This window comes from Kitasatospora sp. NPDC048286 (assembly GCF_043201735.1).
In the GTDB taxonomy this organism is placed as follows: domain Bacteria; phylum Actinomycetota; class Actinomycetes; order Streptomycetales; family Streptomycetaceae; genus Kitasatospora.
Map to the genome: position 1 here is coordinate 14,016 of NZ_JBICZE010000015.1, position 16,058 is coordinate 30,073.

The 16,058-nt window shown below is 71.8% G+C and carries 18 protein-coding genes and 1 riboswitch; of the genes, 14 read left to right on the plus strand and 4 right to left on the minus strand.

The features are described 5' to 3' along the window. Positions 1 to 104: 104 nt before the first annotated feature. The 4 genes from pdhA (at position 105) to ACGF13_RS30905 (ending at position 5,392) form a co-directional block, all read left to right on the plus strand. Positions 105 to 1,247 carry a pyruvate dehydrogenase (acetyl-transferring) E1 component subunit alpha gene (gene pdhA / locus ACGF13_RS30890; RefSeq protein WP_392881418.1) on the plus strand — a complete coding sequence of 381 codons (1,143 nt, stop codon included), beginning with the start codon at positions 105 to 107 and terminating at the stop codon, positions 1,245 to 1,247. A 77-nt stretch (positions 1,248 to 1,324) separates the two neighbouring features. Further along, a complete protein-coding gene (locus ACGF13_RS30895; RefSeq protein ID WP_392881923.1) occupies positions 1,325 to 2,293 on the plus strand; it encodes an alpha-ketoacid dehydrogenase subunit beta in 969 nt (322 codons plus the stop codon). Then, the gene (locus ACGF13_RS30900; protein ID WP_392881925.1) at positions 2,293 to 3,639 is read left to right on the plus strand and encodes a dihydrolipoamide acetyltransferase family protein; all 1,347 of its coding nucleotides are present in this window, start codon (positions 2,293 to 2,295) and stop codon (positions 3,637 to 3,639) included. Before ACGF13_RS30895 ends, ACGF13_RS30900 begins: the two co-directional genes overlap by 1 nt. Positions 3,640 to 3,823: 184 nt before the next feature. Continuing rightward, a complete protein-coding gene (locus ACGF13_RS30905; protein ID WP_392881420.1) occupies positions 3,824 to 5,392 on the plus strand; it encodes a globin domain-containing protein in 1,569 nt (522 codons plus the stop codon). Here the strand turns inward: ACGF13_RS30905 and ACGF13_RS30910 are convergent, their stop codons facing one another. Further along, entirely contained in the window at positions 5,393 to 5,953 is a 561-nt protein-coding gene (locus tag ACGF13_RS30910; RefSeq protein ID WP_392881423.1) for an NUDIX domain-containing protein, read from the minus strand. Positions 5,954 to 6,194: 241 nt separating this feature from the next. Here ACGF13_RS30910 and ACGF13_RS30915 point away from each other — a divergent pair, with 241 nt between their 5' ends. Together ACGF13_RS30915 and ACGF13_RS30920 are read left to right on the plus strand one after the other, a co-directional pair. Continuing rightward, positions 6,195 to 6,995, plus strand: coding sequence for an IclR family transcriptional regulator (locus ACGF13_RS30915; RefSeq protein ID WP_392881426.1), 801 nt, complete (start codon positions 6,195 to 6,197; stop codon positions 6,993 to 6,995). A 196-nt stretch (positions 6,996 to 7,191) separates the two neighbouring features. Then, entirely contained in the window at positions 7,192 to 7,617 is a 426-nt protein-coding gene (locus ACGF13_RS30920) for an SsgA family sporulation/cell division regulator (RefSeq protein ID WP_392881428.1), read from the plus strand. A gap of 139 nt (positions 7,618 to 7,756) precedes the next feature. On the opposite strand, the gene ACGF13_RS30925 is transcribed toward ACGF13_RS30920, so the two are convergent. Then, complete coding sequence (locus tag ACGF13_RS30925; protein ID WP_392881431.1) at positions 7,757 to 8,137, minus strand: phage holin family protein; 381 nt, start codon at positions 8,135 to 8,137, stop codon at positions 7,757 to 7,759. A 120-nt stretch (positions 8,138 to 8,257) separates the two neighbouring features. Between ACGF13_RS30925 and ACGF13_RS30930 the strand changes: the two genes are divergently transcribed. The 4 genes from ACGF13_RS30930 (at position 8,258) to thiC (ending at position 11,835) form a co-directional block, all read left to right on the plus strand. After that, a complete protein-coding gene (locus ACGF13_RS30930; protein ID WP_392881927.1) occupies positions 8,258 to 8,575 on the plus strand; it encodes a cupin domain-containing protein in 318 nt (105 codons plus the stop codon). A gap of 44 nt (positions 8,576 to 8,619) precedes the next feature. Beyond that, positions 8,620 to 9,291, plus strand: a complete 672-nt coding sequence (gene tenA, locus ACGF13_RS30935) for a thiaminase II (protein ID WP_392881434.1) — start codon at positions 8,620 to 8,622, stop codon at positions 9,289 to 9,291. Between the two features lie 224 nt (positions 9,292 to 9,515). Beyond that, positions 9,516 to 9,716 (plus strand): DUF5326 family protein, encoded by a 201-nt coding sequence (locus ACGF13_RS30940; RefSeq protein WP_049653234.1) that lies wholly within the window; start codon positions 9,516 to 9,518, stop codon positions 9,714 to 9,716. Positions 9,717 to 9,897: 181 nt separating this feature from the next. Then, positions 9,898 to 10,032: riboswitch (TPP riboswitch) on the plus strand. Further along, complete coding sequence (gene thiC / locus ACGF13_RS30945; RefSeq protein ID WP_392881437.1) at positions 10,027 to 11,835, plus strand: phosphomethylpyrimidine synthase ThiC; 1,809 nt, start codon at positions 10,027 to 10,029, stop codon at positions 11,833 to 11,835. (Overlaps the previous riboswitch by 6 nt.) Before the next feature lie 165 nt (positions 11,836 to 12,000). Here thiC and ACGF13_RS30950 read toward each other — a convergent pair whose 3' ends face one another. After that, entirely contained in the window at positions 12,001 to 13,392 is a 1,392-nt protein-coding gene (locus tag ACGF13_RS30950) for an FAD-binding oxidoreductase (RefSeq protein WP_392881440.1), read from the minus strand. Between the two features lie 317 nt (positions 13,393 to 13,709). On the opposite strand from ACGF13_RS30950, the gene ACGF13_RS30955 reads away from it, so the two are divergent. The 4 genes from ACGF13_RS30955 to ACGF13_RS30970 all read left to right on the plus strand — a co-directional run bounded on the left by ACGF13_RS30955 (position 13,710) and on the right by ACGF13_RS30970 (position 15,602). Beyond that, a complete protein-coding gene (locus ACGF13_RS30955) occupies positions 13,710 to 13,940 on the plus strand; it encodes an antitoxin (protein ID WP_392881443.1) in 231 nt (76 codons plus the stop codon). Further along, a complete protein-coding gene (locus ACGF13_RS30960; RefSeq protein WP_360242984.1) occupies positions 13,937 to 14,344 on the plus strand; it encodes a type II toxin-antitoxin system VapC family toxin in 408 nt (135 codons plus the stop codon). The genes ACGF13_RS30955 and ACGF13_RS30960 overlap by 4 nt, the downstream gene beginning before the upstream one ends. Before the next feature lie 260 nt (positions 14,345 to 14,604). Continuing rightward, positions 14,605 to 15,027: a hypothetical protein gene (locus ACGF13_RS30965; protein ID WP_392881446.1), complete on the plus strand. Its 423-nt coding sequence runs from the start codon at positions 14,605 to 14,607 to the stop codon at positions 15,025 to 15,027. A gap of 137 nt (positions 15,028 to 15,164) precedes the next feature. Beyond that, entirely contained in the window at positions 15,165 to 15,602 is a 438-nt protein-coding gene (locus ACGF13_RS30970) for an SRPBCC domain-containing protein (RefSeq protein ID WP_392881449.1), read from the plus strand. A 63-nt stretch (positions 15,603 to 15,665) separates the two neighbouring features. On the opposite strand, the gene ACGF13_RS30975 is transcribed toward ACGF13_RS30970, so the two are convergent. Beyond that, positions 15,666 to 16,052 (minus strand): VOC family protein, encoded by a 387-nt coding sequence (locus ACGF13_RS30975; RefSeq protein WP_392881451.1) that lies wholly within the window; start codon positions 16,050 to 16,052, stop codon positions 15,666 to 15,668. Between the last annotated feature and the right edge of the window lie 6 nt (positions 16,053 to 16,058).

Here is a 16,058-nt window from a genome sequence, read left to right on the forward strand (position 1 = left end):
CCGAACGGGCCGAATGTCCACCACCTTGTCACGCTTCTGGTCAAGATGAACAGACGACCGAACAATCGGTAGGGAGCCCCCGCCACCCCTGGAGGTGCCCCGAGATGACCGTTCTCGACCACAGACACCACACGGGCGTGCCCGGTTGGATGCCCGGAGCGACCGCCCCGCGCACCGATCCGGCACCCCTCCTCCCGGACCCCTCCCCGGTCCGGACGTTCGGCACCCCCGCGCTGGAGAAGTACGATCCGGCCCTGCTGTGCGAGCTGTACCGCCGCCTGGTCGTCGGCCGCCGGTACAACCAGCAGGCCACCACCCTGACCAAGCAGGGCAGGCTCGCCGTCTACCCGGCGTCCACCGGCCAGGAGGCCTGCCAGGTCGCCGCCGCCCTGGTGCTCGACGAGCACGACTGGCTCTTCCCCAGCTACCGCGACACCCTCGCGGTGGTCTCCCGGGGCGTCGACCCGCTGGAGGCGCTGACCCTGCTGCGCGGCAGCGCCCACACCGGCTACGACCCGCGGGCCAGCCGCACCGCCCCGCTCTGCACCCCGCTCGCCACCCAGGCCCCGCACGCCGTCGGGCTGGCGCACGCCGCCCGGCTGCGCGGCGAGCCGGTGGTCGCGCTGGCGATGCTCGGCGACGGCGGCACCAGCGAGGGCGACTTCCACGAGGCGCTGAACTTCGCGGCCGTGCTGAGCGCCCCGGTGGTCTTCCTGGTGCAGAACAACGGCTACGCGATCTCGGTCCCGCTCAGCGCCCAGTCCGCCGCCCCGAGCCTGGCCCACAAGGCCGTCGGCTACGGCATGCCGGGCCGGCTGGTGGACGGCAACGACGCGCCCGCCGTGCACTCGGTGCTGACCGAGGCGGTCGAGCGGGCCCGGGCCGGCGAGGGCCCGACCCTGGTCGAGGCGCTGACCTACCGGATCGACGCCCACACCAACGCCGACGACGCCACCCGCTACCGCACCGAGCCCGAGGTGGCCGCCTGGCGCGAGCACGACCCGATCCTGCTGATGGAGCGGGCGCTGCGCGGACTCGGCGTGCTGGACGACGGGCTGGTGCGGGACGCGGCCGAGGAGGCGGAGGCGCTGGCCGCCCGGATGCGGGCCGAGTTCCACGCCGACCCGGACCTGGACCCGATGTCGCTGTTCGCCCACGTCTTCGCCGAGTCGACCCCGCAACTGCGGGAGCAGGCCGACCAGTTGGCCGCCGAGCTGGCCGCCGAGGCGGAGGTGGCGGACCGGTGAGCACTTCCCACCCGTCGCCCGCCCCCGCCCTTGGCCGAGCCGCCGCGCGGCACCCCTCCGGTGCTCGCACCGCCTCCATGGCGCAGGCGCTCAACTCCGCGCTGCGGGACGCCATGCGCGAGGACCCGTCGGTGCACGTGCTCGGCGAGGACGTCGGCGCGCTCGGCGGTGTCTTCCGGATCACCGACGGGCTCACCGCCGAGTTCGGTCCGGAGCGCTGCCTGGACACCCCGCTGGCCGAGGCGGGCATCCTCGGCACCGCGATCGGCATGGCGATGTACGGGCTGCGCCCGGTGGTCGAGATGCAGTTCGACGCCTTCGCCTACCCGGCGCTGGAGCAGCTGTTCTCGCACGTCGCCAAGATGCGCAACCGCACGGCGGGCAGGCTCCCGCTGCCGATCACCGTCCGCATCCCGTACGGCGGCGGCATCGGCGGCGTCGAGCACCACAGCGACGCCTCCGAGGCGTACTACACCAGCACCCCCGGCCTGCACGTGGTCACCCCGGGGACGGTGGCCGACGCGTACGGACTGCTGCGCGCCTCGATCGCCTCCGACGACCCGGTGGTCTTCCTGGAGCCCAAGCGGCTCTACTGGGGCAAGGCCGACTTCGACCCGGCGGCGCCGGTCGAGCCGATCGGCCGGGCGGTGCTGCGGCGCACCGGCACCTCCGCCGTGCTGATCACCTACGGCCCCTCGCTGCCGGTCTGCCTGCAGGCGGCGGAGGCGGCGCGGGCCGAGGGCTGGGACCTCGCGGTGCTGGACCTGCGCACCCTGGTGCCGTTCGACGACGAGACGGTCTGCCGGGTGGTGCGCTCGCTCGGCCGGGCCGTGGTGGTGCACGAGGCGAGCGGTTTCGGCGGCACCGGCGCGGAGATCGCGGCCCGGGTCACCGAGCGCTGCTTCCACCACCTGGCCGCGCCCGTGCTGCGGGTCACCGGCTTCGACGTCCCGTACCCGCCGCCGATGCTGGAGCACCACCACCTGCCCGGGGTGGACCGGATCCTGGACGCGGTCGCCCGGCTCCAGTGGGAGGACCGAGGATGATGCCCGTCGTGCGGGAGTTCCGGCTGCCCGACCTCGGTGAGGGACTCACCGGGGCGGAGGTGGTGCGCTGGATGGTCGAGGTCGGCGAGGTGATCGCGGTCGACCAGCCGGTGGTGGAGGTGGAGACCGCCAAGGCCGTGGTGGAGGTGCCCTGCCCGTACGGCGGGGTGGTCACCGCGCGGTACGGCGAGGAGGGCGAGGAGATCGCCGTCGGCGCTCCGCTGGTGACGGTCGCGGTGGCGGCGGCGGAGGGGAGCGTCGGGCAGGCTGTGGCCGAGCCGGGCGTCGTGACCGCCGAGGTGGAGCGGCCGCTGGTCGGGTTCGGGGTCGCCGAGCCGGGCCGGGGCGGGCGGCGGCGCCGGGTCGGGGTGCCGGCTTCGGCCTCGGCTGCGGCTGCGGCTGTGGAGCCGGTCTCGGCCTCGGCTGCGGCGGTGGCCGGTGCGGTTGGCGGTGCCGTGGCCGTGCAGGCTCCGGCGGTGCGGGCTCCGGCGGTGGTGCCGGTGATCTCGCCGCTGGTGCGGCGGCTGGCCAGGGAGCAGGGGGTCGACCTGGCCTCGCTCACCGGGAGCGGGCCGGACGGGCTGATCATGCGCGCGGACGTCGAACGGGCGGTCGCGGCCAAGGTGGCGACTCCGGCGCCCGCCGGGCCCGCCGCGCAGGACGGTGTCGTCCCGCTGCGCGGGCTGCGCAAGGCGGTGGCCGAGAAGCTGATCCGCAGCCACCGGGAGATCCCGGCGGCGACCTGCTGGGTGGACGCGGACGCCACCGAACTCATGGCCTTGCGTCGGCAGTTGAACGCGACACCGGGGCCGAAGGTGAGCGTGCTGGCGCTGCTGGCGCGGATCTGTACGGTCGCGCTGGCCCGCTTCCCCGAGCTCAACTCCTCGGTGACCGAGGACGGTTCGGGAATCGTCCGGCATGCGGCGGTGCACCTGGGCTTCGCCGCGCAGGGCGAGCGCGGGCTGGTCGTTCCGGTGGTGCGGGACGCGCAGAGCCGCAGCACCGAGCAACTCGGCGAGGAGCTGGGCCGGTTGACCGAGGCGGCGCGCAGCGGTGCGCTCACCCCGGCCGAACTGACCGGCGGCACCTTCACGTTGAACAACTACGGCGTGTTCGGCGTGGACGGATCCACTCCGATCCTCAACCACCCGGAGGCGGCGATGCTCGGGGTCGGCCGGATCGTCGCCAAACCCTGGGTCCACCAGGGGGAGTTGGTGGTGCGCGAGGTGACCCAGCTGTCCTTCACCTTCGACCACCGGGTCTGCGACGGCGGGACGGCCGGCGGTTTCCTTCGGTTCGTCGCGGACTGCGTGGAGCAGCCGGGGATGCTGCTGCGGCAGCTCTGAGCCCGGTCGTCGACCGCGGCCGGGGAGAGTAGCGCGTTCCGGGCCCGGCTGTCAGGGCTTCGCGTGATTCGTCGGACGGGCGGTCCGGCCGTGCCACGCTGCCCTGGCGCCAACAGGGACAAGCCAGGTGGTGGCGCAGCCGGCCGGAGGCGAAACGATTCACTTGGGTACTCGAAACGTAGCGGTGAAGTCCCGCGGGACAGTCCTGGTCCGCACCGGGCACGGCTCGGCGGGGGTCGCCTCGGTCCCGGGCCTGTCGACGGCCGCACCCGAGGCGGACGCGCCGACGGCGGTGCTGCCTCCGGTGGCGTCGGTGCCCCCGGTGCCTCCGGTGTCGCTGCTGGAGCCGGTCCGTCCGGTGATCCCGGCCCGGCCGACCCGGCCGCCGACCGTCCCGGTCCACTCGCCCGCGCCCGCCCCCGCGCCCGTTCCTCTCCCCGACCACGCCTTCCGCCCGCCGTTCGCGGACACGCCCGGCCGCAACTGGGCCGGTCCGGGCGACCGGTGGAGCGAGGCCTGGGGTGTGTGGACTCCGGTCGGGCAGCTCCCGGCGACGCCCCCGTCCGCCGCGCTGCCGACCGCCCGGCCAGGTCGGGCCGCCGAGCAGGCGCCGCTCACCGCCCGGGACGTCGAGCTGGTCCGGGCCGGCGTCGCCGCTCTGCAGCCGGTCGCGGACCGGGCCACCGCGCACTTCTACGCGCTGCTCTTCCTGCGCCACCCCGAGCTCCGCGCGCTCTTCCCCGCCGCCATGGACGTCCACCGCGACCGGTTGTTCCGCACCCTGCTGGCCGTCGTGCGCGAGCTGGACCGGCCGGCGGCCCTGCGCGCCACGCTGGCCGAACTCGGCCGCGGCCACCGCCGGTACGGCCCACCGGCCGGCCACTGCGCCGCGGTGGAGGAGTGCCTGGTGCGGACGCTGGCCCGGTACGCGGCCGGCTGCTGGGACGCCGAGGCCGAGTCGGCCTGGCTCCGCGCCTGCCGGATGGTCTCCTCGGTCATGATCGAGGCCGCCGAGGAGGACGCCCGCACCTCGCCGCCCTGGTGGCAGGGCGAGATCGTCCGGCACGAGCGCCGGACCCGGGACGTCGCGGCGATCACCGTCCGCCCGGACCAGGCCTACCCGTTCCGGGCCGGGCAGTACGCCGCCCTGGAGACGCCCTGGTGGCCGCGGGTCTGGCGGCACTACTCCTTCGCCGGGGCGCCCCGCCCGGACGGGCTGCTCACCTTCCACGTCAAGGCCGTCCAGGCGGGCTGGGTGAGCAACGCGCTGGTCCACCGGGCGGTGCCCGGGGACGTGCTGCGGCTGGGCCCGGCGGCCGGCTCGATGACCGTCGACCACGCCGCCGGCCCCGACCTGCTCTGCCTGGGCGGCGGTACCGGCATCGCGCCGATCCGCGCCCTGGTCGAGGAGGCCGTCGCGTACGGTGCGTCCGGCCGCCGGGTCGAGGTGTTCTACGGGGCCCGCCGGGCCGAGGAGCTGTACGAGCTGGACGGGCTGCGCGAACTGGAGCTTCGGCACCCGTGGCTGACGGTCCGTCCGGCGCTGTCCGGTGTCGCCGTCGGTCCGACCGGGGGCCTGCTGGCCGGTGAACTGCCCGAGGTGGTGGGCCGGTTCGGCCCGTGGAGCGGCCGCGAGGCGGTGCTCAGTGGGCCGCCCGCGATGGTGCGCCGGGGCGTGGGCGTGCTGTTGCGCGCCGGGGTGCCGGCCGGGCGGATCCGGCACGACCCGGTCGGCGGGCCGGCCGTCGGCTGATCACCCGAGGTCGGGGGCGAGGAGCGCGCGGATGCCCTCGATGTTGGCCGCCAGGTACGCCCGCAGCCGGGGCGGGACCACGTTGACCGAGGTGACCCCCTCGCGCGTGAACGGCAGCCGGACCACCTCGTACTCGCCGTTGGGGTCGGTCACCTCGGGCCCGTGCCGCCGGCTGAGGTCCATCGAGGCGAGCCGGCAGACGAAGAAGTGCTGCACCTTGACCCCGTGCGGGTGCAGCAGGGTGCCGTCGTCGTGGAGCGTGTGGCTGATGGTGTCGACGAAGGCGGGCACCACGTCCACGACCTTGCCGCCGAGCTCCTCGTCCACCTCGCGGTGCAGCGCCTCGACCACCGTGCGGTCCTCGCGCTCGACCCCGCCGCCGGGGGTGATCCAGTACGGGTGCGGCGCGCCCGGCCGGACCCGCCGGATCAGCACGATCGAGGCCGGGCCGTACGGGTCGTCCGGGTCCAGTTCCAGCAGGATCGCCCGCGCGGTGCGCTTCACGACCGGGCGCGGTGGCGGGGTGTGCTTCGGTGGCGGAGTGTGCTTCTCGGGGCCCATGGCCACCTCCGGGGCTGGCGCGTTGTGCGTGAGTCTCCCGCGCCGGGGAGCGGGCGAAACCAGGGGAACGGGTCGAAACACACCGGGATCGGGTCGAAACGCCGATCCGGGCAGGTGCATCCGTTCGGGGGTCCGCTGTGCTGCAATGAGCAGCTATCGGGCAAATGGGAGGTTTCGTTCCGCGTGCCCGCTCTGGGCACGGACCTGCACGAGGGACTCGGGCTGCTGGGGGTCGGGTGACATGGATCGGATCGCACAACCGTTCGAGATCACGCGGGAGGCCGTGCCACAGCGGCCGGCGGCGGAGCGCGGACCCACCCTGATCGGTTCCGTCCAGCGGGCGCTGCGGCTGCTGGAGGCCGTCGGGGACTTCCGGCAGGGCGCGACCGCCAAGCAGCTGGCCCGCGCCGCCGAGCTGCCCCTCGGCACCGCCTACCACCTGCTGCGCACCCTGGCCCACGAGGGCTACCTGCGGCGCTCCGAGGGGCGCTTCTTCCACGGCGACGCGCTCGACGGCATCGCCGGCCCCCGCGCCCGGACCGGCGATCCCGACCTCCGGACCCGGATGCAGTGCTTACGGGACGAACTCGGCGCCGCCGTCTACTTCGCGCTCTACCGGGACGGCGAGGTCCAGGTGGTGGACGTGGCCGAGGACCCGAACCGCCCCGCCGTCGAGCCCTGGGCCGACTTCCGGGCCACCGCCCACGCCCACGCCATCGGCCAGTGCCTGCTCGGCCAGCTGCCCGAGGAGGCGCGCCGTGACCACCTCGCCCGCCACCCGCCGGCCGGGATCACCCCGTCCACCCTCACCGGCGAGAGCGCCGTGCTGCGCCGGCTCGCCTCGCTGCGGCCGACCATGCCCGTGCTGGAGCGGCAGGAGTACGCGCTCGGGACGGTCTGCGCGGCGGTCCCGATCACCATCGGCCCGGTGGTTGCCACCATGGCCCTGTCGCTGCCGGTCGAACAGGCCGACCGGTTGGGGCCGGCGGCCCGTCAACTTCGGCGCGGGGTGGGGGCGATGAGCCCGACGTTCATCTTCTGACGCCACTTGGTCTGGACCTGCTGCGGCTCGTTCACCATTTGAAAAAGCACACCTTGTCCACTACATCCCCAAACGTGGACGATGATGATCGAACGTGGATTGGTTGCATAAACCGTCACAAAAACCGTCGAAAGAATGTCCGGCCGCCATCGGACCAGGGACCGACGGCGCGGGCAGAACGAGAGGTACTGGCGCCATGCAGCACAGCACAGTCCAGGGTCACCTGGTGATGAACCTCGTGGTCTCGCACGAGCTCTCCTTCCGTCTCCCGGTGGACCTGGCGTACGAGGCCGACGACCCGTACGCCGTCCGGCTCACCTTCCACCTGCCCGGCGACGCCCCGGTCACCTGGTACTTCGCGAGGGAGCTGCTGCTCGACGGGATCAGCGGACCGGCCGGCGAGGGCGACGTGCACGTCCGCCCGGTCGGCGAGGAGCTCTCGGAGGTCTCCATCGTGCTGCGCTCCCCCGACGGCGACGCCCTGCTGCGGGCCTCGTCCGCGCCGCTGATCGCCTTCCTGGCGCGCACCGACCGGCTGGTGCCGATGGGGCAGGAGTTCTCCGGGCGGGACATCGACGCCCAGCTCGCGGACCTGCTCAGGGGGCGTGAGAACGCGGGTTGAACGCTCCGGCGGTCGACCCGGCGGACGCGGTCGGCCCGGCAGGCCCGGCCGACGCGGTCGGCGCAGGAACGTCGAAGGGGCCCGTACCCGGTGGAACACCCCGGGTGCGGGCCCCTTCCTGTCGTCCTCACGACACCGGTCAGTCGTCGTCCAGGGCCAGGTGCAGACCCCACGCCACCAGGCTGATGATCAGGGAACCCACCAGCGCGGCACCGAAGTTGACCACGTGGAAGTCCAGGTTCAGCTTCCCGGAGGCCCAGGAGGTGAGCATCAGCATCAGGGCGTTGATCACAAAGGTGATCAGGCCCAGCGTGAGGATGAACAGCGGGAACGAGAACAGCTTGACCACCGGCTTGATCAGCCAGTTCACCACGCCGAAGACGACGGCGACGCCGAGCACCGTCAGCGCCTTGTGCTGCCAGTCGGCGTCCCCCTGGGCGAGTCGGATGCCGCTGACGATCCAGGCGGCGACCCAGATGGCCGCCGCGTTGATCAGTGTCTTGATGACGAAACCCTTCATGCCGCCCAAGCCTGGCAGGAACCACGGTCCCGGCGGAACCACCGGACGGCGGGGTGGTGTTGAATGCCCCTGGTCCGCGAGGTGGACGGACGGCTCCGAGGACGAGGGAAGACGGCGGCGGTGAAGCTCTTCCGGCTGGACGAACTGGACGCCGAACGGGCGGCCAACGACGGTGCCTACCTGCGGTTCCTGCGCGAACCCCGGATGTCCGCCGGGCTGTACGCGCTCGCCCCCGGCGACACCGACACCCAGACCGCGCACGACCAGGACGAGATCTACCAGGTGATCAGCGGCCGGGCCGAACTGACCGTCGGCGCCGAGACCGCGACGGTCGGGCGCGGCACCGTGGTGTACGTGCCGGCCGGCACCCCGCACCGGTTCCACCACGTCACCGAGGAACTGCGGGTCCTGGTGGTCTTCTCCCCGCCCGAGGACTGAGAACTCCGGCGCTCGCCGAGAACCCCGGCGGTTAGGGTCGCGTCATGAGCACCAAGACGCTGACCGAAGAACTCTGGGCGGCCATCGAGCCGGTGTACGCCGAGATCCTGGCCCACCCCTTCCTGGCCGGGCTCACCGACGGCACCCTGCCGCGCGAGGCCTTCCGCCACTTCGTCGTCCAGGACTCGCACTACCTGCGCGACTACGCCCGCGCCCTCGCCGTCTGCGCCGCCAAGGCACCCGGCGAGGAGGACGTCCGGGCCTTCGCCGACGACGCGGTCGGCGCGCTGGCCGCCGAGCAGGGCATGCACGCCGAGTTCCTCACCGCCTTCGGCGGCAGCGCCGAGCAGGCCGCCGCCGAGCCGGTGCTGCCCACCACCCGGGCGTACACCAGCTACCTGCTGGCCACCGTCTACGGCGGCTCCTTCGCCGAGGCGGTCGGCGCGGTGCTGCCCTGCTACTGGATCTATGCCCGGGTCGGCGAGACGCTGCTCGCCCAGGGCTCGCCCGACCCGCTGTACGCCAAGTGGATCGCCACCTACGGAGACGAGGCCTTCCAGGCGGTGGTCCGCCGGGTGCTGGCGCTCACCGACCGGCTGGGCGAGGAGCTGTCCGCGGCCGAACGCCGCAAGGTGGTCGAGCACTTCGTGACCACCTCGCGCTACGAGTGGATGTTCTGGGACGCCGCCTGGCGCGGTGAGCGCTGGCCGGTCTGAGCTGCACGGGAGCCCCGTCGTCCCGGCCGTCCGGGGTGGTTCGGGCCGAGGGCCGGGCGGATTCTCAGGGGTCACCCGGGGGTTCGGGCTCGGGGTGATCTCGGGGTTCTCTCCGGGCCGTTGGGCCTCGTTCCGGCACTCGCGCCACCGTACGATCGAAGTACGAAAGCAAGCGGGATGCGGCACCGGACGGCGGCCGACCCGAGGGGAGAAGAGGAACCGACATGGCTGAGCTCTGGAAGTCGCTGCCCTCCTGGGTGCGCAACATCGTCATCCCGGTGCTGGTCCTGGTGCTGGCCTGGAACATCGTCGCCTTCGTGTTCGGCGTCGTCGGCGCACTGCTCTCGATCGTGATCAAGCTGCTGGTGGTGGTCGGCATCGCGGCCGCCGTGGTGGTCCTGGTGAAGAAGGCCGCCAAGAGCTGACCGTTCGCCCCGTACCGCCGCCCTGAGGCCCGGCCCCCCGCGAGACGGGGGGCCGGGCCTCGGCCGTTCCCGCATCTCGCGGGGGGCCGATTCCCCGGGGAGGCCGGCCGGCCCGGCTGTTGCGCTCTGGACCTGCGGCGATCGGCTCGCTACGGTGTTGGGCGTCGTGTGCAGGCAACACCGCCTGCGACGCGGGAGCTCGGAGCACCGGGCTGAGAGGACGCTGACCGGGACGTCGACGGACGGACCGACGGCTGCGTCGACCGCAGGAACCTGACCGGGTAATGCCGGCGTAGGGAGTAGAGGTCAGATGACCACGTTCGAAGCACAGCCGCAGTCTGCCCAGGGCGCCCCCAGCAGCGAGCGCACCGGCTACCCGACTCCGGCCTGGCGCAAGGCGTACCGCGAGGGATCGCGCCCCGACCTGCGCGTCCCGTACCGCGAGGTGCGGCTCACCAACGGCAAGTCCGTCCCGCTGTACGACACCTCCGGTCCGTACACCGACCCGTCCTACGAGCCCGACGTGCGGCGCGGCCTGCCCGCGCTGCGGGACGCCTGGATCCGCCAGCGCGGCGACGTCGAGGAGTACGACGGCCGCGAGCCGCGCCCCGAGGACGACGGGATCAAGCACACCTCGCCGCGCGGCGGGAACCTGCGCAACCTGGACGCCGTCTTCCCCGGCCGTCCGCGCCGCCCGCTGCGCGCCCGCGATGGCGCTGCCGTCACCCAACTCGCCTACGCCAAGCGGGGCGTGGTGACGCCGGAGATGGAGTTCACGGCGCTGCGCGAGGGCCTGGCGCCCGAGTTCGTGCGCGCCGAGGTGGCCCGCGGCCGGGCCGTCATCCCCGTCAACGTGAACCACCCGGAGGTGGAGCCGGCGATCATCGGCACCAACTTCCTGGTGAAGATCAACGCCAACATCGGCAACTCGGCCGTCACCTCCTCGATCGAGGAGGAGGTGGAGAAGATGACCTGGGCCACCCGCTGGGGCGCCGACACCGTCATGGACCTCTCCACCGGCCGCAACATCCACACCACCCGTGAGTGGATCCTGCGCAACTCGCCGGTGCCGATCGGCACCGTGCCGCTCTACCAGGCCCTGGAGAAGGTGGACGGCAAGGCCGAGGAGCTGAGCTGGGAGGTCTACCGGGACACCATCGTCGAGCAGTGCGAGCAGGGCGTCGACTACATGACCGTCCACGCCGGCGTGCTGCTGCGCTACGTCCCGCTCACCGCCCGCCGCAAGACCGGCATCGTCTCCCGCGGCGGCTCGATCATGGCGGCCTGGTGCCTGGCCCACCACCAGGAGAACTTCCTCTACACCAACTTCGAGGAGCTCTGCGACATCCTCGCCTCCTACGACGTCACCTTCTCCCTCGGTGACGGCCTGCGGCCCGGCTCGATCGCGGACGCCAACGACGAGGCGCAGTTCGCCGAGCTGCAGACCCTCGGCGAACTCGGCCGGATCGCCCGCGAGCGGGACGTCCAGGTGATGATCGAGGGCCCGGGGCACGTCCCGATGAACAAGATCAGGGAGAACATGGATCTCCAGAAGGAGATCTGCGACGAGGCGCCGTTCTACACCCTCGGCCCCCTCACCACGGACGTCGCGCCCGGCTACGACCACATCACCTCGGGCATCGGCGCCGCGATGATCGCCTGGTGGGGCACCGCGATGCTCTGCTACGTGACCCCCAAGGAGCACCTGGGCCTGCCCAACCGCGACGACGTCAAGACCGGCGTGATCACCTACAAGATCGCCGCCCACGCCGCCGACCTCGCCAAGGGCCACCCCGGGGCCCAGGCCTGGGACGACGCCCTCTCCGACGCCCGCTTCGAGTTCCGCTGGGAGGACCAGTTCAACCTGGCCCTGGACCCGGAGACCGCCCGCGACTTCCACGACGAGACCCTTCCCGCCGAGCCCGCCAAGACCGCCCACTTCTGCTCGATGTGCGGCCCGAAGTTCTGCTCGATGAAGATCAGCAAATCCATCAATGAGAAGTTCGGCAACGGCGCCTCCTCCCCGGAGTACGACGAGGAGGCCGTAGAGGGCATGAAGGCCATGTCCGAGGAGTTCAAGGCCCAGGGCAACAAGGTCTACCTCCCGCTGGCCGACTGACCCCGCGTCCGAAGTACCGCCCCGAGAGCTTCCGCTTCCCGGGGCGGTGCTCCCTCGTCTGCGGTTACTCCTCGACGATGACGCGCTCGCCGTCGGCGTGGAACCCGTGGAAGGTGACACTGACGTCCCGGGTGAACAGGACCTCCGCCGTCTCGGCAGCCGTCCTCATCCGGCCACGCTCGTGATCCGGGGCCGGATGTTGTGGTTGACGTGGAAGAGGTTGCCGGGGTCGTAGGCCTGCTTGACGGCGACCAGGCGGGCGTAGTTGTCGCGGTAGTCGGAGGTGACCCGCTGCTGGTCGTCGGCACTGACGAAGTTGACGTAGCCGCCGGCAGCGGAGTGCGGTTCCAGGGCCGCGTAGTAGTCGCGCACCCATGCGATGTTGGCCTCGGAGTCGGCCGGGTCGGGCCAGGCGCCGACGATCACGGTGGCGAAGTCGGCGTCGCGGTAGGAGAAGGCCGTGGCATCGGGGGCAACCCGGTGGACGGCGCCGTTGAGCGGATAGACGTGGCAGGCCGAATTGACCGTCGGTACCCGCGGACCGTACTCGACGTGTGCGGCGATCGCCCCGTCGGTGAGCTCGGTGGCGAACGTGCCCTTCCAGTACTGGTGCAGGCCGGGCGGCAGCAGCGCGTCGAACATGCCCACCACCGCCGGGTACGGCATCGGGCCTACCATCTCGGCGACCACCGGCGCCACCTCTCGGTACGGCCGCACAGCCCGCTCGGCCTCCTCCATCGCGCCGCTCCAGCAGACGACCATCATCGCGAAGGTGTCGCCGTGCCGGTCCGCCGGGATGAACGGCAGTGGCGGTGCGATCTGGAATCCGGGGAAGACGCTCAGCTCCTCGGGGGCGTCCACGATGGCGTCGCGGTAGAACCGCATGATCTCGGCCGTGTGCCCCAGCTCGTAGAGGATCGGCCCGGCATAGACGTCCTGGACCGGGAAGAGCCGGTACTCGAAGGAGGTCACCACGCCGAAGTTGCCGCCCCCGCCGCGCAGCGCCCAGAACAGGTCGGGGTGGCTCCGCTCGTCGACGACCAGGAACCGGCCGTCTGCCGTCACCACGTCAGCGGAGATCAGGTTGTCGCAGGTCAGACCCAGCCTGCGAGCCAGATAGCCGAAGCCGCCGCCGAGGGTGAGCCCGCCGACCCCGGTGGTGGAGATGATCCCGCCGGTGACGGCCAGGCCGAAGGGGTAGGTCGCCGCGTTGAGGTCCGCCAGGGTGGCCCCGCCCTCGACCCGGGCCGTCCGCCGTTCCGGGTCCACCCGGACACCGCGCATCCCACCGAGATCGGCCACGATGCCGTCGTCGCAGGTCCCGTACCCCGGGGCGCTGTGCGACCCGCCGCGGACCGCCAGGTCGAGTAGGTTCTCCCGGGCGAAGTCCACCACGGCCATGACATCGCCCGCGTTGGCGCACCGCACGACCGCGGCCGGTCTCCGGTCGATCATGGCGTTGTAGACCCTGCGGGCCTCGTCATAGCTCTCGTCGCCGGCAGTGACCACCGCACCGTGCACCCGGCCCGTCAACTCTTCAACCGTCTGTTTGCTCATTTGCGCCGCTCCTGCCGTGGGCCCCGTCCTGTCAGCGGAACGATCGGCGCACTTCGCCGACGGTCCCTGGTTGGCCACCTTTCACGCTACGCCGCGCTGGTGGACGGCCCCACAGGACGCGATGTGCGACCAACGACCGTCCGAGGAGTTCGCCGCTCAGGGCAACCGGGTCCACCTCCCGCTCGCAGACTGACGCAGGAGCCTGGCACCTGAGCGCCGCCCCGAGAGCTTCGCTTCTCGGGGCGGCGCTTCGTTGTTCTCGCTCCGGATGCCCTCCAGTATCTGCATTTTGCAGATACTGGAGCTAGAATGCAGACATGACTGCCCTCACGATCCGGGACGTCCCGGACGACCAGATCCAGACCCTGAAGGTCCGCGCAGCTCAGGCCGGCAAGTCGCTGCAGGCGTTCATGCAGGACCTGATCGCCAGGGAGGCCTCCAAGCCCACAATGGCGGAGATGATGGAAAGGCTGAACCGGGAAACCACTGCCAACGTCAGCGCCGCCGACGTTCTCGCTGCCATCGATGAAGGGCGAGCCGGGCGTTGATCGTCATTGACTGCTCTGCCCTCGTCCTGGTTCTCACGGCCCACGGTTCCGACGGGGAGCTCATCCGCAACCGCCTGGCCGAGGCTGGGGACGTCTACGCTCCTACCCTCCTTGACTACGAGATCCAGTCAGCCCTCCTCGGCATGCAACGTGGCGGCAAGCTGACCGAGAAGGAAGTGGAGAGGGCGGTCGCCGCATACCGGCTGCTTCCCATTGCCAAACGGGAGACGCTGCCTTTCTGGGACCGGGTGAGGAAGCTGCACGCCAACCTCAGCGCCTACGACTCCCAGTACGTCGCCCTGGCGGAAGCCCTGGGCGTACCACTGATCACCAGCGATGCGAGGATCAAACGCAGCGGTGCGGCGAAGTGTGAGATCGAGGTCTTCGCCTCGATCCACCCCTGACTGACGCAACCCTGTGCAGTGGCGCCTTTGTTGACCTTCTGCTCGATGAATATCTCCAGAAGATCCGCGACGGGCACGGCGCCGGATCCACCGCCGTGAACACCGAGTTCGTCGCCGATGCCTCGGTGCATTGCCGATTCTTTGCATCTCACTTGGGTCACGCGCGGGTTGGTATCGCCGTGAATGCCGGAAACGCGTAGGTCGGGCGCCGATAGGGTGCGGCGGCCCCACCAGCTACGTTGCGCACATCAGAGGATTTCATGACCACCCCGCAGAACCCCCAGGCCCCGTCGTCCCCCGAGGCGGTTGCCGCGACTCCGTCCCCGTACGCCGAGGCCCCGCAGGCGCCGGCGCCCGCGCCCACGAAGAGCAAGCGCAAGAAGGTGCTCTCCGTGCTCGGCACGCTCGTGGTGATCGTCATCGTGGCGATCGTCAAGGTCGCCGTCCTCGACGCGGCCGACGGGCCGGTGCGTGCCAAGGTCGGCGACTGCGTGCAGGTCACCGGGACCGAGAACCACCCGAAGGTCGACACGGTCGGCTGCGGTGACAGCAAGGCCACCCACACGGTGTCGAAGGTCGTCGACAACACCTTCGACGTGAACGCCTGCGGCGGCGACTTCGACGCGCTCGCCCAGCAGATGGACAGCGAGAAGTTCGTGCTCTGCCTGACCCCGAAGAAGTGATCTGACGTCGAGCAGCCTGCCCGGGGGCGACCCCGGGCGGAGGCCGTCGAAAAAGTTTCGCGGGGAGCGATGAGTTCTCGGCGCCGTTCCGGTCTACCCCTGTGCAAGCGATCACCCGACACACAGGAGACACCGAGATGACCGAGAACCTGGGCGAGCTGACCATCACCCGCGAGCTGCCCGGCACCCCGGCGGACGCGTTCGAGGCGTACTTCGAGCCGGAGCGGTTCGTCTGCTTCTGGGGCCCGGTCGGTACCCACGTGCCGCTGGAGAGCGTGACCGTCGAGGCCAGGGTGGGCGGTCGCTACGACAGCACCATGGTGGTCGACGAGTCCGGCGAGCAGTACCCGGTGAAGGCGGAGATCGCCGAGTTCCGGGCCGGCGAGTCCTTCACGATGGTGGAGGAGGGCTCGGGCATGCGCTCCACGATCACCTTCAGCGAGCTCGGCGAGGGCCGCACCCAGGTGGTGCTGCACCAGACCGAGGTGCCGGAGATGTTCCGCGGCCCGGAGGCCGAGGCCGGGCTCAACTCCAGCTTCGACCGGCTGGTCGAGCACCTCGCCGGCCGGAACTGACCAGCGGTCAGGGCGTTTCGGTGCCGTCCCGGTCCACCCCCGTGGGTCCGGGACGGCACCCGTTCAGGCGGTGGCGTCCTGCGGGTACCAGCGGAGCTCGACCGTGTTGCCGTCCGGGTCCCGGACGTAGACGGAGGTGGCGGTGCCGCGGGCGCCGAAGCGGGGGACCGGGCCTTCGAGGGCGTCGAAGGTGCCCGCGTCGATGACCTCCTGCCAGTCGAGGGGATCGACGGTGAGGCAGATGTGGTCGACGTTGGACGCGTGCCGGGGGCCGTGGACCAGGTCGATGATGGTCTCGGGGGTGATCCGGACGGACGGGAACGACACCTGTCCGGCCCGCCACTCGTCGACCCGCACGGGGGCCAGGCCGAGGAGGCCGGAGTAGAAGGCCAGCGAACGCTCGACGTCGGCGACGTTCAGGACGAGGTGGTCGAAGGCTACGACGCGCATGGGTGA

Excerpts from the sequence above, each read along its gene's own strand:
- ACGF13_RS30975 (WP_392881451.1), bottom strand. The coding sequence starts at position 16,052 with ATGCGCGTCGTAGCCTTCGACCACCTCGTCCTGAACGTCGCCGACGTC.
- pdhA (WP_392881418.1), top strand. The coding sequence starts at position 105 with ATGACCGTTCTCGACCACAGACACCACACGGGCGTGCCCGGTTGGATG.
- ACGF13_RS30940 (WP_049653234.1), top strand. The coding sequence starts at position 9,516 with ATGGCTGAGCTCTGGAAGTCGCTGCCCTCCTGGGTGCGCAACATCGTC.
- ACGF13_RS30950 (WP_392881440.1), bottom strand. The coding sequence starts at position 13,392 with ATGAGCAAACAGACGGTTGAAGAGTTGACGGGCCGGGTGCACGGTGCG.
- ACGF13_RS30920 (WP_392881428.1), top strand. The coding sequence starts at position 7,192 with ATGCAGCACAGCACAGTCCAGGGTCACCTGGTGATGAACCTCGTGGTC.
- ACGF13_RS30900 (WP_392881925.1), top strand. The coding sequence starts at position 2,293 with ATGCCCGTCGTGCGGGAGTTCCGGCTGCCCGACCTCGGTGAGGGACTC.
- ACGF13_RS30910 (WP_392881423.1), bottom strand. The coding sequence starts at position 5,953 with ATGGGCCCCGAGAAGCACACTCCGCCACCGAAGCACACCCCGCCACCG.
- ACGF13_RS30965 (WP_392881446.1), top strand. The coding sequence starts at position 14,605 with ATGACCACCCCGCAGAACCCCCAGGCCCCGTCGTCCCCCGAGGCGGTT.
- thiC (WP_392881437.1), top strand. The coding sequence starts at position 10,027 with ATGACCACGTTCGAAGCACAGCCGCAGTCTGCCCAGGGCGCCCCCAGC.
- ACGF13_RS30915 (WP_392881426.1), top strand. The coding sequence starts at position 6,195 with ATGGATCGGATCGCACAACCGTTCGAGATCACGCGGGAGGCCGTGCCA.
- ACGF13_RS30895 (WP_392881923.1), top strand. The coding sequence starts at position 1,325 with ATGGCGCAGGCGCTCAACTCCGCGCTGCGGGACGCCATGCGCGAGGAC.
- ACGF13_RS30925 (WP_392881431.1), bottom strand. The coding sequence starts at position 8,137 with ATGAAGGGTTTCGTCATCAAGACACTGATCAACGCGGCGGCCATCTGG.
- ACGF13_RS30970 (WP_392881449.1), top strand. The coding sequence starts at position 15,165 with ATGACCGAGAACCTGGGCGAGCTGACCATCACCCGCGAGCTGCCCGGC.
- ACGF13_RS30955 (WP_392881443.1), top strand. The coding sequence starts at position 13,710 with ATGACTGCCCTCACGATCCGGGACGTCCCGGACGACCAGATCCAGACC.
- tenA (WP_392881434.1), top strand. The coding sequence starts at position 8,620 with ATGAGCACCAAGACGCTGACCGAAGAACTCTGGGCGGCCATCGAGCCG.